The 13,987-nt window shown below is 65.7% G+C and carries 15 protein-coding genes; 8 read left to right on the top strand and 7 right to left on the bottom strand.

Annotated elements, in window-relative coordinates; all coding sequences use genetic code 11:
- The 3 genes from hemW to FJ311_07500 form a co-directional block, all read right to left on the bottom strand.
- On the bottom strand, positions 1 to 833 hold an 833-nt coding region (gene hemW, locus FJ311_07510), incomplete at its 3' end, for a radical SAM family heme chaperone HemW (GenBank protein ID MBM3951285.1).
- Positions 830 to 1,435 (bottom strand): RdgB/HAM1 family non-canonical purine NTP pyrophosphatase, encoded by a 606-nt coding sequence (rdgB, locus tag FJ311_07505; GenBank protein ID MBM3951284.1) that lies wholly within the window; start codon positions 1,433 to 1,435, stop codon positions 830 to 832. The genes hemW and rdgB, both read right to left, overlap by 4 nt.
- Positions 1,436 to 1,439: 4 nt before the next feature.
- Positions 1,440 to 2,156, bottom strand: a complete 717-nt coding sequence (locus FJ311_07500) for a ribonuclease PH (protein ID MBM3951283.1) — start codon at positions 2,154 to 2,156, stop codon at positions 1,440 to 1,442.
- A gap of 132 nt (positions 2,157 to 2,288) precedes the next feature.
- On the opposite strand from FJ311_07500, the gene hrcA reads away from it, so the two are divergent.
- The 5 genes from hrcA (at position 2,289) to dnaJ (ending at position 7,869) form a co-directional block, all read left to right on the top strand.
- Complete coding sequence (hrcA, locus tag FJ311_07495) at positions 2,289 to 3,323, top strand: heat-inducible transcriptional repressor HrcA (protein ID MBM3951282.1); 1,035 nt, start codon at positions 2,289 to 2,291, stop codon at positions 3,321 to 3,323.
- Between the two features lie 31 nt (positions 3,324 to 3,354).
- Complete coding sequence (locus tag FJ311_07490; protein MBM3951281.1) at positions 3,355 to 4,038, top strand: nucleotide exchange factor GrpE; 684 nt, start codon at positions 3,355 to 3,357, stop codon at positions 4,036 to 4,038.
- 23 nt (positions 4,039 to 4,061) lie between these two features.
- Positions 4,062 to 4,496 carry a DUF411 domain-containing protein gene (locus tag FJ311_07485; protein MBM3951280.1) on the top strand — a complete coding sequence of 145 codons (435 nt, stop codon included), beginning with the start codon at positions 4,062 to 4,064 and terminating at the stop codon, positions 4,494 to 4,496.
- A 189-nt stretch (positions 4,497 to 4,685) separates the two neighbouring features.
- Positions 4,686 to 6,656 carry a molecular chaperone DnaK gene (gene dnaK, locus FJ311_07480; GenBank protein ID MBM3951279.1) on the top strand — a complete coding sequence of 657 codons (1,971 nt, stop codon included), beginning with the start codon at positions 4,686 to 4,688 and terminating at the stop codon, positions 6,654 to 6,656.
- Positions 6,657 to 6,696: 40 nt separating this feature from the next.
- Entirely contained in the window at positions 6,697 to 7,869 is a 1,173-nt protein-coding gene (dnaJ, locus tag FJ311_07475; GenBank protein MBM3951278.1) for a molecular chaperone DnaJ, read from the top strand.
- A gap of 250 nt (positions 7,870 to 8,119) precedes the next feature.
- On the opposite strand, the gene FJ311_07470 is transcribed toward dnaJ, so the two are convergent.
- A complete protein-coding gene (locus FJ311_07470; GenBank protein ID MBM3951277.1) occupies positions 8,120 to 9,199 on the bottom strand; it encodes a hypothetical protein in 1,080 nt (359 codons plus the stop codon).
- A gap of 313 nt (positions 9,200 to 9,512) precedes the next feature.
- On the opposite strand from FJ311_07470, the gene FJ311_07465 reads away from it, so the two are divergent.
- A complete protein-coding gene (locus tag FJ311_07465; GenBank protein ID MBM3951276.1) occupies positions 9,513 to 10,316 on the top strand; it encodes a 4-hydroxy-tetrahydrodipicolinate reductase in 804 nt (267 codons plus the stop codon).
- 38 nt (positions 10,317 to 10,354) lie between these two features.
- Positions 10,355 to 11,293: a transglutaminase family protein gene (locus FJ311_07460; GenBank protein MBM3951275.1), complete on the top strand. Its 939-nt coding sequence runs from the start codon at positions 10,355 to 10,357 to the stop codon at positions 11,291 to 11,293.
- Here FJ311_07460 and FJ311_07455 read toward each other — a convergent pair.
- Both FJ311_07455 and FJ311_07450 read right to left on the bottom strand, forming a co-directional pair.
- A complete protein-coding gene (locus tag FJ311_07455) occupies positions 11,290 to 12,138 on the bottom strand; it encodes a methylated-DNA--[protein]-cysteine S-methyltransferase (protein ID MBM3951274.1) in 849 nt (282 codons plus the stop codon). The two genes, FJ311_07460 and FJ311_07455, sit on opposite strands and share 4 nt — an antisense overlap.
- A gap of 204 nt (positions 12,139 to 12,342) precedes the next feature.
- The gene (locus FJ311_07450) at positions 12,343 to 12,858 is read right to left on the bottom strand and encodes a DUF2244 domain-containing protein (protein ID MBM3951273.1); all 516 of its coding nucleotides are present in this window, start codon (positions 12,856 to 12,858) and stop codon (positions 12,343 to 12,345) included.
- Positions 12,859 to 12,947: 89 nt separating this feature from the next.
- Between FJ311_07450 and nth the strand changes: the two genes are divergently transcribed.
- Positions 12,948 to 13,616 carry an endonuclease III gene (gene nth / locus FJ311_07445; GenBank protein ID MBM3951272.1) on the top strand — a complete coding sequence of 223 codons (669 nt, stop codon included), beginning with the start codon at positions 12,948 to 12,950 and terminating at the stop codon, positions 13,614 to 13,616.
- Here nth and FJ311_07440 read toward each other — a convergent pair.
- Positions 13,597 to 13,986, bottom strand: coding sequence for a hypothetical protein (locus tag FJ311_07440; protein MBM3951271.1), 390 nt, complete (start codon positions 13,984 to 13,986; stop codon positions 13,597 to 13,599). The two genes, nth and FJ311_07440, sit on opposite strands and share 20 nt — an antisense overlap.
- Position 13,987 lies beyond the last annotated feature (1 nt).

The following is a 13,987-nucleotide window of genomic DNA, read 5'->3' as shown; positions in this document are numbered from 1 at the left end:
GGGCCGTCCGAAGATGCCATGCGCCCGTGCGCGCCGGGACCGACGCCGACGTAACAACCGCCCCGCCAATAGATCAGGTTATGGCGGCATTCGGCGCCGGGTTTGGCGTGATTGGAAATCTCGTAAGGATGCAGGCCGGCGGCGCGCGTCATTTCCTGGGTCGCTTCGAAGAGATCGGCGGCGGCGTCCTCGTCGGCGGCGAGGACACGGTCGCGGTGAAAGCGGGTGCCCGGTTCGATCGTCAGTTGGTAGAGCGAAAGATGGCCGCGGGCGAAACGGAGCGCGCGCCCCAATTCCCGGCGCCATCCGGCGACGGTCTGGCCGGGCCGCGCATAGATGAGATCGAAGGAAAAGCGCGGGAAGATCGCGGCCGCCGTTTCCAGCGCGCGCAGCGCCTCGGCCGCCGAATGCTCGCGACCGAGAAACCGGAGCGCCTCGTCGTCGAGCGCCTGGACGCCGATCGACACGCGATTGATGCCCGCGCGGCGGAACCCCTCGAATTTTTTCGCCTCGACCGAGGTGGGGTTGGCTTCGAGCGTGATTTCGGCGTGGTCGGCCAAGCCCCACAGCCGCTTGACCGCATGGACGATCGCGCCCGCCGACTCGGGCGACATCAGGGATGGCGTGCCGCCGCCGAAAAAAATCGTGCGCGCGTGCCCCAAGCGCCCGGTTTCAGCGTGGTAGTGCGCGAGTTCGCGGATAATGGCGTCCCGCCAGCGCCCCTCGGGCACGGCTTCGGCGACGTGGCTGTTGAAATCGCAATAAGGGCACTTGGCGAGGCAATAGGGCCAGTGGACGTAGACGGCGAGACCTTCGTGGGCGCGGGACGTCATAATGGCGGCGCAAAACACGCTTCGACCAGCTTGCGGAAAGCTTGGGCGCGGTGGCTGATGGCGTGTTTTTCCTCCGGTTCCATTTCGCCGAAGGTGATCGAGCGCCCGTTGGCGACGAAGACGGGGTCGTATCCGAAACCGCGCGTGCCGCGCGGCGGCCAGACCAGGGTTCCATCCACCCGGCCCTCGAACACTTCGCAATGGCCGTCGGGCCAGCCGAGCGCCAGCGCGCAGGCGAAGTTGGCGCGACGGTCGGTGGCGCCTTTGAGCTCGTCCTCGATCAGGCGCATGGCCCGCGCGAAATCCTTATCGGGCCCGGCCAGCCTTGCCGATTGCACGCCCGGCCGGCCGCCGAGCGCGCGCACCTCCAATCCCGAATCGTCGGCGAGCGCCGGCAGACCCGATCCCTTCGCCGCCGCGAGCGCCTTCAAGCGCGCGTTGTCGGCGAAGGTGGTTCCGGTTTCCTCGGGTTCGGGCAGTCCGAGGGCAGCCACGCTTGTCACCTGGACGCCGAACGGCGCGAGCAAGTCGGCGATTTCGCGCGCCTTGCCCGGATTGTGGCTGGCGATCACGAGTGGGCCGCCGGCAAAACGCCGCGCCATCGCGTCAAAGACCGAGCGCGCGCCGCTGATGGGCGAGCAATTCGGCCACCCCCTTGCGCGCGAGGCGCACCAAGTCGCCGAACTGCGCCTCGGTGAAGGGCGCGGCCTCGGCGGTGCCCTGGATTTCGACGATGCCGCCCTTGCCGGTGAAAACGAAGTTGGCGTCGGCCTCGGCGCCGCTGTCCTCGGCGTAGTCGAGATCGAGCACGGCCGTGCCCCGGCAAATGCCGCACGACACGGCGGCGACCTGATCGACGAGCGGAATCGTCTTGATCATGCCGAGAGATTGCAACCGCGCGAACGCGCGATGCAGCGCGACGTAGGAGCCGGTAATAGCGGCGGTGCGCGTTCCGCCGTCGGCCTGGATCACGTCGCAGTCGATCTTCACTTGAATCTCGCCGAGCTGGGCCAGGTCGGTCACGGCGCGCAAGGATCGCCCGATCAGGCGCTGGATTTCCTGGGTGCGGCCCGATTGGCGGCCTTTGGCCGCCTCGCGTTCGGTGCGGGTGTTGGTCGAGCGCGGCAGCATGCCGTACTCGGCGGTGACCCAGCCGCGGCCCGAGCCGCGCATCCAGCCCGGCACCTTGTCCTCGACCGACGCGGTGCACAGCACGTGGGTGTCGCCGAAGCGGGCGAGGCAGGAGCCCTCGGCGTGCTTGCTGACGTCGGGATCGAGGCGGATGTCGCGAAGCTGGTCGGCGGCGCGGCCGGACGGGCGCATGACGGTAGTTCCCGGTGGAGGACGCCGCGCAAGCTAGCCTTCCGAAACCCTCCCGTCAAAGGGCCCCTTCGTTGACGATGCCCGGCCCCGCGACTACATTTTTCCCCAGATTGACGCGATTTTTCGGATGTCATGATCACCGAACTCAACGACCGCTCGCGCGAGGTTTTCCGCCGCATCGTCGAGTCGTACCTCGAAAGCGGCGAACCGGTCGGCTCGCGCACGCTCGCGCGCCGGCTCGGCCTCGCGCTCTCGCCCGCCACCATCCGCAACGTGATGGCGGATCTGGAGGAGATGGGCCTCTTGTTCGCGCCCCACACTTCGGCCGGACGGCTGCCGACCGAAGCAGGAATGAAGCTCTTCGTCGACGGGCTGTTGGAAGTGGGCGAACTGACCCAGGACGAACGCCGCGCCCTCGACAGCCGGCTCGCCGCCACCGGCGGCAACGCCGAGGCGTTGCTGGAGCGGGCGTCGACGACGCTGTCGGGCCTGTCGCGCTGCGCGGGCGTGGTGATGGCGCCCAAAACGGAATCGCCTCTCAAGCACATCGAATTCATCAGCCTCAACCCCGGCCGCGCGCTGGTGGTGCTGGTGACGGAAAACGGCCTAGTCGAAAACCGGATCATCGAAATCCCGCCCGGGTTGCCGCCGTCCGCCCTGGTGCAGGCGACCAACTACCTCAGCGCCCGCCTGGTCGGCCGCACCATCGCCGAGGCTTACGACGAGATCATGGCCGAACTCGAAAGCCATCGCGCCCAGATCGACGAATTGACCCGGAGCGTGGTCGAGCGCGGCCTCGCCACCTGGGCCGGCGGCGAAAGCGGCGGCACCTTGATCGTGCGCGGCCAATCGAACCTCTTGGGCGACGTGCACGGGCTCGCCGACCTCGAAACCATCCGCACGCTGTTCGAGGCGCTGGAAACGAAAGAAACCCTGCTCAAGCTTCTTTCCCTTGCGGACCGGGCCGAAGGAGTCCAAATTTTCATCGGTTCCGACAATCCCCTGTTCGGCACGTCCGGCTGTTCGATGATCGTCGGGCCTTACCGGAACGAGCGGCAGAAAGTCGTCGGCGCCATCGGCGTGATCGGACCGACGCGCATCAATTACGCCCGCATCATTCCGATGGTCGATTACACCGCCAAGCTGGTCGGGCGTCTGCTCGGCTGAACACCAACACCGAATCGCGATACTTTCAGACATGACCGCCGATCCCGCGCAACCTTCCGCTTCCCCACCCGAATCGTCGCCCGAGACTCCGGTACCCGCGCCGTCACCGACCTCGGCTGAAGCCGCCGCGAAAAGCCCGCGCGAAATCGAACTCGAAACCGAATTGGCCCAGGTCAAGGACAAGGCGCTGCGTGCGCTGGCCGAGGCCGAAAACACGCGCCGCCGGGTCGAGGCCGACAAGATCGAGGCCGTGCGTTACGCGGCCGCCGATTTCGCGCGCGAAATCGTGACGGTCGCGGACAATCTGCGCCGCGCGCTCGCCAGCATCGGCGTCGAGGCGCGGGCCAAGGATCCGGCGCTGGAGACCCTCGCCGTCGGCGTCGAGATGACCGAGCGCGCTCTGCTCGCCGCCTTCGAACGCTTCGGCATCAAGCGCATCGAAGCGCTGGAAAAGCGCTTCGATCCTCACCTGCACGAAGCCATGTTCGAGATCGAGGACAAGACCAAACCCTCCGGCACGGTGGTGCAGGAGCTGGAAACGGGTTACGTTATGCACAACCGTCCGCTGCGCCCGGCCAAGGTCGCGGTTTCCAAGGGCGGTCCGCCGCCGGTCCCGGCCCAAAGTCCGGCCGGTCCCGTGCCGACCCAGGCTCCCGGCGCCGCCTACGGCCGGCCCCAAGGCGAAACCGGCGCCAAGCTCGACGAACAACTCTAGGCTAGCAACTCCAGGAGAACGTCATGCGTCTTTCCGTTTTTGCCGCCCTTGCCGCCCTCGTCATTTCGTTGGCGTCGCCCGCGCGCGCGGCCGAGGAGGCCGTGGTCTACAAGGACCCCAACTGCGGCTGCTGCGGCGATTACGCGAAAGTTTTGGAAAGCGAAGGTTTCCGCGTCCGCGTCAAGGAAACGACCGCGCTCGATGCGCTCCGGCGCATGGCCGGGGTGCCCGACAAGCTCGCCTCCTGCCACACCATCACCATCGGCAAGTACGTGGTCGAAGGGCATGTGCCGGTCGCGGCGGTGAAGAAGCTGCTCGCCGAGAAGCCCGACATCCGGGGCATCGCGCTGCCGGGCATGCCCCAGGGCTCGCCCGGCATGACCGGGGTGAAGGAAGGCCCGTTCGTGGTCTATGAAATCGGCTCCGCTGGCCAGCCCAAAGTGTTCATGACCGAATAACCCGGGGTTGGGCGGCAAGCCCCACCCCTATTAACCAGGTGTGTCTTTTCGGACACGCTTGGCATTTCATTCCGAAACCCCGCCCGTTGCGGGGTTTTGCCCCCCCGCCTATATAAAACCCCGGACGGCCGACCCCGGCGACGCAATGGGTCGCGGGCGAGGCCGGGCTGAACAAGGACGGAAAAAACTATGAGCAAAGTCATCGGCATCGACCTCGGCACCACCAATTCCTGCGTCGCCATCATGGAGGGCAAAAACCCGAAAGTGATCGAAAACGCGGAAGGCGCCCGCACCACCCCCTCGATGGTTGCGTTCACCGATTCGGGCGAACGCCTGGTCGGCCAGCCGGCCAAGCGCCAGGCGGTCACCAACCCGGTTCGCACCCTTTTCGCCATCAAGCGCCTGATCGGCCGGCGCTTCGACGATCCGATCACCAAGAAGGACATCGACCTGGTGCCCTACAAGATCGTGCGCGGCGACAACGGCGACGCCTGGGTCGAGATCGAGGACAAGAAGTATTCGCCCTCGCAGATCAGCGCCTTCGTCCTGCAGAAGATGAAGGAGACCGCCGAACGCTACCTCGGCGAAAGGGTCGAGCAGGCGGTCATCACCGTGCCCGCCTACTTCAACGATTCCCAGCGCCAAGCGACCAAGGACGCGGGCAAGATCGCCGGCCTCGAAGTGCTGCGCATCATCAACGAGCCGACGGCGGCCGCGCTCGCCTACGGCATGGAAAAGAAGGGCTCCGGCACCATCGCGGTCTACGACCTGGGCGGCGGCACCTTCGACATCTCGGTGCTCGAAATCGGCGACGGCGTGTTCGAGGTCAAATCGACCAACGGCGACACCTTCCTCGGCGGCGAGGACTTCGACGCCCGCATCGTCGATTGGCTGGCCGACGAGTTCAAGAAGGAGCAGGGCATTGATCTCCGCAAGGACAAGCTCGCGCTGCAGCGCCTGAAGGAATCGGCGGAAAAGGCCAAGATCGAGCTGTCGAGCTCGATGCAGACCGAGGTCAACCTGCCCTTCATCACCGCCGACCAGTCGGGCCCGAAGCACCTCAACATCAAGCTCACCCGCGCCAAGCTCGAATCGCTGGTCGACGACCTGATCCAACGCACGGTCGAGCCGTGCCGCAAGGCGCTCAAGGACGCCGGGCTCGAGGCCAAGCAGATCGACGAAGTGATCCTGGTCGGCGGCATGACCCGCATGCCCAAGGTGATCGAGACGGTCAAGGAATTCTTCAAGCGCGAGCCGCACAAGGGCGTCAATCCCGACGAGGTGGTCGCGGTCGGCGCCGCGATTCAGGGCGGCGTGCTCAAGGGCGAGGTCAAGGACGTCCTGCTGCTCGACGTGACGCCGCTGTCGCTCGGCATCGAGACGCTGGGCGGCGTGTTCACGCGCCTGATCGACCGCAACACCACTATTCCGACGCGCAAGAGCCAGGTGTTCTCGACCGCCGAGGACAGCCAGACCGCGGTCACTATCCGCGTCTTCCAGGGCGAACGCGAAATGGCCGCCGACAACAAGCTGCTCGGCCAGTTCGATCTGGTCGGCATTCCGCCCGCGCCGCGCGGTATGCCGCAGGTCGAAGTCACCTTCGACATCGACGCCAACGGCATCGTCAGCGTTTCGGCCAAGGACAAGGCGACCAACAAGGAACAGCAGATCCGCATCCAGCCCTCGGGCGGGCTTTCCAAGGACGACATCGAAAAGATGGTCAAGGACGCGGAGAAGCATTCGGCCGAAGACAAGAAGCGGCGCGAAAAAGTCGAGGCCCGCAACCACGCCGACGCCCTGATCCATTCCGCCGAGAAAAATCTCAAGGAGTTCGGCGACAAAGTCGGCGAAGCGGACAAAAGCGCGATCGAAACCGCGATCAAGGATTTGAAAGCGGTACTCGATGGCGACGACGCGGACGCGATCAAGGCCAAGACCGACGCGCTCGCGCAGGCGACCATGAAGCTGGGCGAAGCCATGTACAAGGCGAGCCAGGCCGAGGCCGCCGCCAAGGCGCAAAGCGCGCAAGCGACCGAATCGGCCGGCGCGCAAGCGGGCACCCAGGCGGGCGGCGGCGCGGACGCCAAGGCCGGCGAGTCCAAGGTCGTCGACGCCGATTTCGAGGAAGTCGATCCCGACAAGCCCAAGAAGAAGAACTGATCGTCGCCGGCGCGCCCGACGATAGGCATGGGGCCGGGCCATGGCCGCCAAGAAGGACTACTATGAAATCCTCGACGTCGAGCGCAAAGCGACGCCCGAGGACATCAAAAGGGCTTTCCGCACGCTCGCCATGAAGCATCACCCGGACCGCAATCCGGGCGACAAGAAGGCCGAGCAGCGCTTCAAGGAACTGAACGAGGCCTACGACGTCCTGAAGGACGAGCAGAAGCGCGCGGCCTACGACCGCTTCGGCCACGCCGCCTTCGAGCACGGCGGCGCCGGCGCGCATCCCGGCGGCCCGGGCTTCGAGGGCTTCGGGCAAGGCTTTCCGCACGGCTTCGCCAACATCTTCGACAACCTGAACGAGATGTTCGGCGACATCATGGGCGAAGGCCGCGGGCGTGGCCCCGGCGGCGGCCACCTGCGCGGCGCCGACCTCAGCTACAACATGGAAATCTCGCTCGAGGACGCGCACCGGGGCCGCAAGAGCAACATCCGGGTGCCGACCTCGGTTACGTGCGACGCCTGCCACGGCTCGGGTGCCGCCGGCGGCGCCGGCCCCGTCAACTGCGATACCTGCGGCGGGCGCGGGCGGGTGCGCTCGCAATCGGGCTTCTTCACCATCGAACGCACCTGTCCGGCCTGCCAGGGCTCGGGCCAGGTGGTGCGCGATCCGTGCCGGACCTGCGGCGGCGCGGGGCGGGTGCACCGGGAAAAAACGCTCAACGTCGCCATTCCCGGAGGCGTCGAGGACGGCACGCGCATCCGGCTCGCGGGCGAGGGCGAAGCGGGCCTGCGCGGCGGGCCGCCCGGCGATCTCTACATTTTTCTTTCGGTCGCGCCGCATCCGCTCTTCCAGCGCGACGGCGCCAACATCCTCTGCCGGGTGCCGATCCCGCTCACCACCGCGGCGCTCGGCGGCGCGATCGAGGTGCCGACCATCGACGGCCAGCGCGCCAAGGTGACGATTCCCGCCGGCACTTCCTCGGGCCAGCAGTTCCGCCTGAAGGGCAAGGGCATGAGCGTGCTGCGCTCGGCCGCGCGCGGCGACATGTTCGTTCAGGCGTTCGTCGAGACGCCGCAGAACCTGACCGCCCGCCAGAAGCAGCTGCTCGAGGAATTCGCCCGCGAGGGCCAAGCCGAGCGCGTCAGCCCCCAGTCGGCGAGCTTCCTCGGCAAGGTCAAGGAACTGTGGAACGACCTGAAGGATTAGTTTTCCTTCGTCGCGAGACGCTTTCCATTCGCTCGTCATTCCCGCGCAAGCGGGAATCCACGCCTTAGCCCCTCCCCCTCGACGGGGGAGGGATAGGGTGGGGGTGAGAAATAGCGCGCGCGGGGGCGCAGCCTTGATAATTTTGCGAAAAAGCCCCGCCTCACCCTTCGACAAGCTCAGGGTGAGGTAAAATAAAGGCCCTTATGCTGAGCCTGTCGAAGCATGAGGGGGGTTTAGCAAGCTCTCACCCTCACTTCACCTTGAAATGATTGCGCAGCGCGAGCGCTAATAAAAATACCAGCAGTGCGTTGACGACACCTTGGAAGATGGCAGTGACGTGAGCCCCCCACGGAACGACACCATAGGCGAATAAATCAATCCCCGCCGTTTCGGCTGCCGGCTTCGCGAACGTGCCGATGGGCAGAAGGTTGACAAGCGTTATGGCGAGAACCGAATCGAAATTCGGCTTGTCGGCGATCCACCAATAAAGGCTGAAAAATACAATGAAGTTCATTGCAACGAACCACAAAGCTGGCAACGCAGCGCTTCGGCCGCAGTTAGATAAAGCTCTGTAGGCAGAAAACAAAAACATCGCTGCGCCCAGCCGCAACCAGCCAAATAAGCACGAGCCCGATTCACCGCTCCGCCGGCCATTCCACAGCACACCGCATTCGGCCTGTCTCTCCATGATAAATAAATCTCGCTCAATGTCAGGCGCGTGAATTTTATTTGCGATATCCCTCAGATGCCGCAGATTCGTGACGATCCTATGATCGGAAGTGGAGCGAAGGGTTCTTTCTTTAGACCAGAATTGCGTGTCGACGAAACCTAGGTTTTCCGAACCCTTCACGCTGGCAAAACACGGCGGCAGTTCGAATTTGGTGCCGTTAAAACCTGCTATGCCCGTAAATATCACGCCATCGAACCGAGTTTCGCGACCGAACCCGGTGCGATCGAAACTCGCCCCATGGTCGAATTTCGCGAGATCGAAGCGTGCTTCGTTGCCGAAAGTTACGCCTTCGAAGTTCGCGTATCTGCCGAAGCATGCATCTTCAAAGCGCGCTTCATCGCCGAATGTTGCGCCGTTGAACATTGCGCCACCATTAGTCTCTTGGCCCGATTTCCACTCACGGGGAAGATCGCCAAAAGTTACCCTGTTAAAATTCGCTCCACCCCCAAACTCGAACTCCGCGAACGAAATATTCTTATTCTCCGGCAGCGTGAAATCCGTGCCGGAAAAATCGGCAGGCTCTTTGGGATTCTCTTTCCGCCACTTGTTCCAGGCGTCTTTGCCCTGGCGGGCGAGTTTCAGATGTTCCTCGTTGGCCATGAAATAATCATCCTCCAAAACGTGCGGTGTGTCAGCGGCGAGCCGTTACAGGACCGCTGGACCCCCGCTTTCGCGGGGGTGACGGTGGAAAAAACAGTCGGCCCCATTTTGCGTTCGGGCTTCGCGCGAGCGAATCGATCCACCCCCCACCCCAACCCTCCCCCGCAAGGGGGGAGGGGGAATTGAAAACATCGCGCCTTCTTTTTCCCCTCCCCCTGGACGGGGGAGGGAAGGGCGGGGGTGGCTTTTCCCCGGCCCCGCCAGCCCCTATGCTCCGCCGGACGCGGAGCGGTAAAGACCGAGAACCATAATGCTGAAAATCGGAATCGTCGGATGCGCCGGCCGCATGGGCCGCATGGTCGCCGCCGCCGTCGCCGGGGCGGAGGGCGCGCGCATCGCCGCCGGCTCCGAGGCCGCCGGCTCGTCCGCGCTCGGCCAGGATATCGCCGCGCTTGCCGGGCTGCCCGCGTGCGGCGTCAAGATTGTCGCCGATGCCGCCAAGGTCTTTCGCGCGTCCGACGCGGTGATCGATTTTACCGCGCCCGCCGCGACTCTCGCGCACGCGCGCCTCGCGCTCGAAACCGGCACCGCGCTCGTGATCGGCACCACCGGCCTCGGCGCCGAGCACGAAGACGCGCTGCAAGCGGCGGCGAAAAAAGCGGCGATCGTGCGCGCCGCCAATTTCTCGATCGGGGTCAATGTCATCCTCGGCCTCGCGCGCAAGGCGGCCCGCATCCTTGGGCCCGAATACGACATCGAAATCGTCGAGATGCATCACCGCCACAAGGCCGACGCGCCGTCGGGCACCGCGCTCGCCCTCGGCCAGGCGGTCGCCGAAGGCCGCCGGGTGTCGCTCGCCGACAAAAGCGTGCGGGCGCGCGACGGCATCACCGGCCCGCGCAAGAAGGGCGACATCGGCTTCGCCGTCTTGCGCGGCGGCGACGTGATCGGCGATCACACGGTGGTGTTCGCGGGCGAAGGCGAGCGGGTCGAAATCGGCCACAAGGCGTCTTCCCGCGCCGTGTTCGCCCAAGGCGCGGTGCGCGCCGCGCTCTGGACCAAGGGCCGCGCGCCCGGGCTTTACTCCATGCGTGACGTGTTGGGGTTCGTGGGATAAAATTTTGCCGCCGTCCGCGACGGGCAGGGGAGGTCGTCATGCCGCAGGTGCTTGTCGAATGTCCACGTCCCAAGGCCGACGAGTTCGGCGTCGTCCGCTATGAAATCCGCGACCGCCTTCGGGTCGAACCGGCGAAGGCCTCCGGCGCGCTCGCCGTCTGGCAACCTCTGATATCGGATTCGCCCTATCAACGGGTGCTCGATCTCGCCGTCGCCTCGCCGGCCGAATGGCGCGAAACCCGCGAGCCGGTCCACGGCAACCGCATGCTCCACGCGGAAATCCCGCCCGGCGCCGGTACGACGCTCGACGTCCGCTACGTGGTCGAGCGGCTTCCGGTGCGGCATGCGATCCATCCGGGCTGCGTCCGCCCGCTCGACGATCTTCGCCTGTTTGCCCGCGATCTCGCCGCCGAGCAATTCGTCGATGTCGACACGCGCACGCGCGCGCTCGCCGCCGAAATCGCCGGCGACGAGACCAACCCGCTCATGAAAGCCCGGCGCTTTTACGATTACGTGACTTCGTCCATGACCTACGACGCCGCTAACCAGTCGTGGAGGGGCAGCACCGAGCACGCTTTGGTTTGCGCGGCGGGGAACTGCAACGACATTCACGCGCTGTTCATATCGCTCTGCCGCTCGGGGGGAATTCCGGCCCGTTTGGTACTGGGCCAGGCGTTGGAACCGCCGCCGCCCGGCGAGGCCGCGTGCGATCTCTGCGGCTACCATTGTTGGGCGGAATTTTTCATGGCCGGTCTCGGCTGGCTGCCGGCGGACGCCTCGTGCGCCTGCAAATACGGCACCCACGGCCTGTTCGGATCGCTGGAAATGAACCACATCGCCTGGTCGGTGGGGCGCGATCTGGTGCTGGCGCCCGCGCAGCGGGACGCGCCGGTTCTGTTTTTCGCCGGTCCCTATGCCGAGGCCGACGGCAAGGCCTATCGCGGGTTCGAGCGCCACATCTCGTTCGAGGCTCTCTAAAACCGGGTTTGCGCGGCTTCCCAGGCGATCATGGCGAGCTTGCGCTCGGTGCCCCAGCGGTAATCGTTGAACGCGCCCGTCTGCCGGATGACCCGGTGGCAGGGAATGAGGTAGGCGAGCGGATTGGCCGCGAGCGCGTTGCCGATGGCGCGCGGTGCTTTGGTCTTGCCGAGAAGCGCGGCCAACTGGTTGTAGGACACCAACGATCCTTCGGGCACGCGCAACAACGCTTCCCACACCTTGATCTGGAAATTGGTGCCCGGCACCAGCACGGGAAGCGGCGCGGTTTTATTGTTAGCGCGCGCGAAGATGCGCTCGGCCAAGCCGGCGGTCGCGCGTTGGTCTTGGGCCATCTCGGCCAGGGGCCAACGCACCGCCTGTTCGCGAAGCGCGAAGTCGTCGCCCTTGTCGGTCACGAACGAAAGCCCGACGAGGCCGCGCGGCGAGATCAGCAGCAGCGCCCGGCCGAACGGCGTCGGGTGAAAGCCGTAGCGGATGTGGAGGCCTTCGCCCAGCCGCCGGAATTCCCCCGGCGTCACCGCCTCGAAGGTGACGAACAGATCGTGCAGGCGCGACGGCCCGGAAAGCCCCGCATCGAGGGCCGTCGCCAGCACGCTTTCCGACTGGCGGAGTTTTTCGCGCGCGTGCGCGAGCGAGAGATAGCCGAGAAAGCGCTTCGGCGACACGCCGGCGAAACGCGAAAACAGGCGCTGGAAATGGAACGGCGACAAACCCACTTCGGCGGCGATGGCCGCGAGCGACGGCTTTTCATCCCGGTTCTGGGCGAGAAGGCCGATCGCGCGCTCGATCCGCGCGTAATCGCGCGCCTGAACATCGTTCCGCATGGGGCGATTATGAGCGCGGACGAATCCCGGCGCGACCCGAATCTTGCGATTCCGATCGCGTTCAGACAGTCACGTCACCACCGGGTAATTACACCCCCACCCTAACCCTCTCCCGTCGAGGGGGAGGGAATTTTTTATGAGTTACCCCTCCCCTTGCGGGAGGGGGGTAGGGGGAGGGGGCGTTTCAATCGATCGGGACGTGCCCTAGGATGTGGTGCTGCGTGCCTGGGCCAGCGCCGCGCGCAACGCGTCGGCGAAGTCGGCGCGCTCATCAGGCGCCAGGAACTGGCCGACGACCAGGCCCTTGTCCCGGCTTCGGATTTCGAGCCGGCCGCGCCGGGCGTCCAGCTCCACCCGCGCCCAATAGGGCTCGATGCTTTCCCGCGAGCGCCGGCCCCACGGATCCATGCGCTCGATGGTCAACGCTGTCCGGGTCAGGGTGACGGCTTCGTGCCGCTCGGCGAGCAGCAGGTTCCAGCGGAGCGCGAGGTAGAGCAGAACGATTTCGAGTCCGAGGAAGCCCATCACCGGCCACGCTCCGATCAGCATGAAGCCGAGGCCGGTCATGAAGAACACGAAGGCGAGCAGCGCGATCATGAGATTGATCGCCTTCACGCTCGCGCTCCGGTTGGGCGTGAGCCGGGCGGCGAACAGAACCGCGGGCGGAAGGTCGGGTTGCGCGGGCGAATCCCCGCGCACATGAGCGAATGGCGCGTCCATGGCCGCCCTTATATCAGTTTCGGGCCCGCCCCCGGATATGCTGTAATCCGTTGGCCGATTCCCGCCGCATCCCGATGAAAATATCCCCCATGAAACTTGCGGACATCGAGGCGTTCTACGCTCGCTTGGCCGCCGCCAATCCGCACCCGAAAGGGGAGCTGGAGCACGTCAATCCCTACACCCTTTTGGTCGCGGTGGTGTTGTCGGCGCAGGCGACCGACGCCGGGGTCAACAAGGCGACCTGTGCGCTCTTCAAGATCGTCGACAGTCCGGAAAAAATGCTCGCGCTCGGCGAGGCGAAGCTGAAGGACCACGTCAAGACCATCGGGCTGTTCAACACCAAGGCCAAGAACATCATCGCGCTCTCGAAAATCCTGGTCGCCGAGCACGGCGGCCAGGTGCCGCGCACGCGCGAGGCGCTCGAAAAACTCCCCGGCGTCGGGCGCAAGACCGCCAACGTCGTCCTCAACGTCGCCTTCGGCGAGCCGACCATCGCCGTCGACACCCACGTCTTTCGCGTCGCCAACCGCACCGGCCTCGCTCCGGGCAAGACCCCGCGCGCGGTCGAGGACAAACTGGCGGCGGTCACGCCCGCCAAATACCTCCGCCACGCCCACCACTGGCTGATCCTGCACGGGCGCTACGTGTGCAAGGCGCGCGCGCCCGAGTGCGAGCGTTGCGTCGCGCGCGCGGTCTGCAAATTCCCGGAAAAAACCGAAAAACGAAAAACGGAAACCGTTACCCGCCGCCATTCCTGATGCGCTCGAGGCATTCGGCGAACGGCGCTTCGCGCGGGCGGACCTCGGCGTGCCTCACGGTCAAGGCGTTGTCCCTGCCGGCGTAGAAAAAAAGATCGAGCGCGCAGCGTTTCGCCCGGTATTGCCACAACTCGGCCGGCGGGTCGCGCCGCTTGAGCCTGGGCTCGCCCAACATTTCGGCGACTTCGCGCGCGCCCCGGCCGACGAAAGCGGCGGGATCGGCGGGCTCCGCCGGCACGGCCGGGGCGGGAACGGCTATGGCGCGGGCGGCTTCATGGACCGGCGCGGGCGGGGTCGGAGCGATTTCGGCGCACGCCGCCGCGAACAGGATGGACGCCGCTGCGGTGATCGACGGAATCCGCGACGACATG

The sequence above is a fragment of the Rhodospirillales bacterium genome (assembly GCA_016872535.1).
Taxonomy (GTDB): Bacteria; Pseudomonadota; Alphaproteobacteria; order Rhodospirillales; family 2-12-FULL-67-15; genus 2-12-FULL-67-15.
The sequence above is the reverse complement of the archived record's forward strand: the minus strand, read 5'-3'. Positions and strand labels throughout refer to the sequence as shown.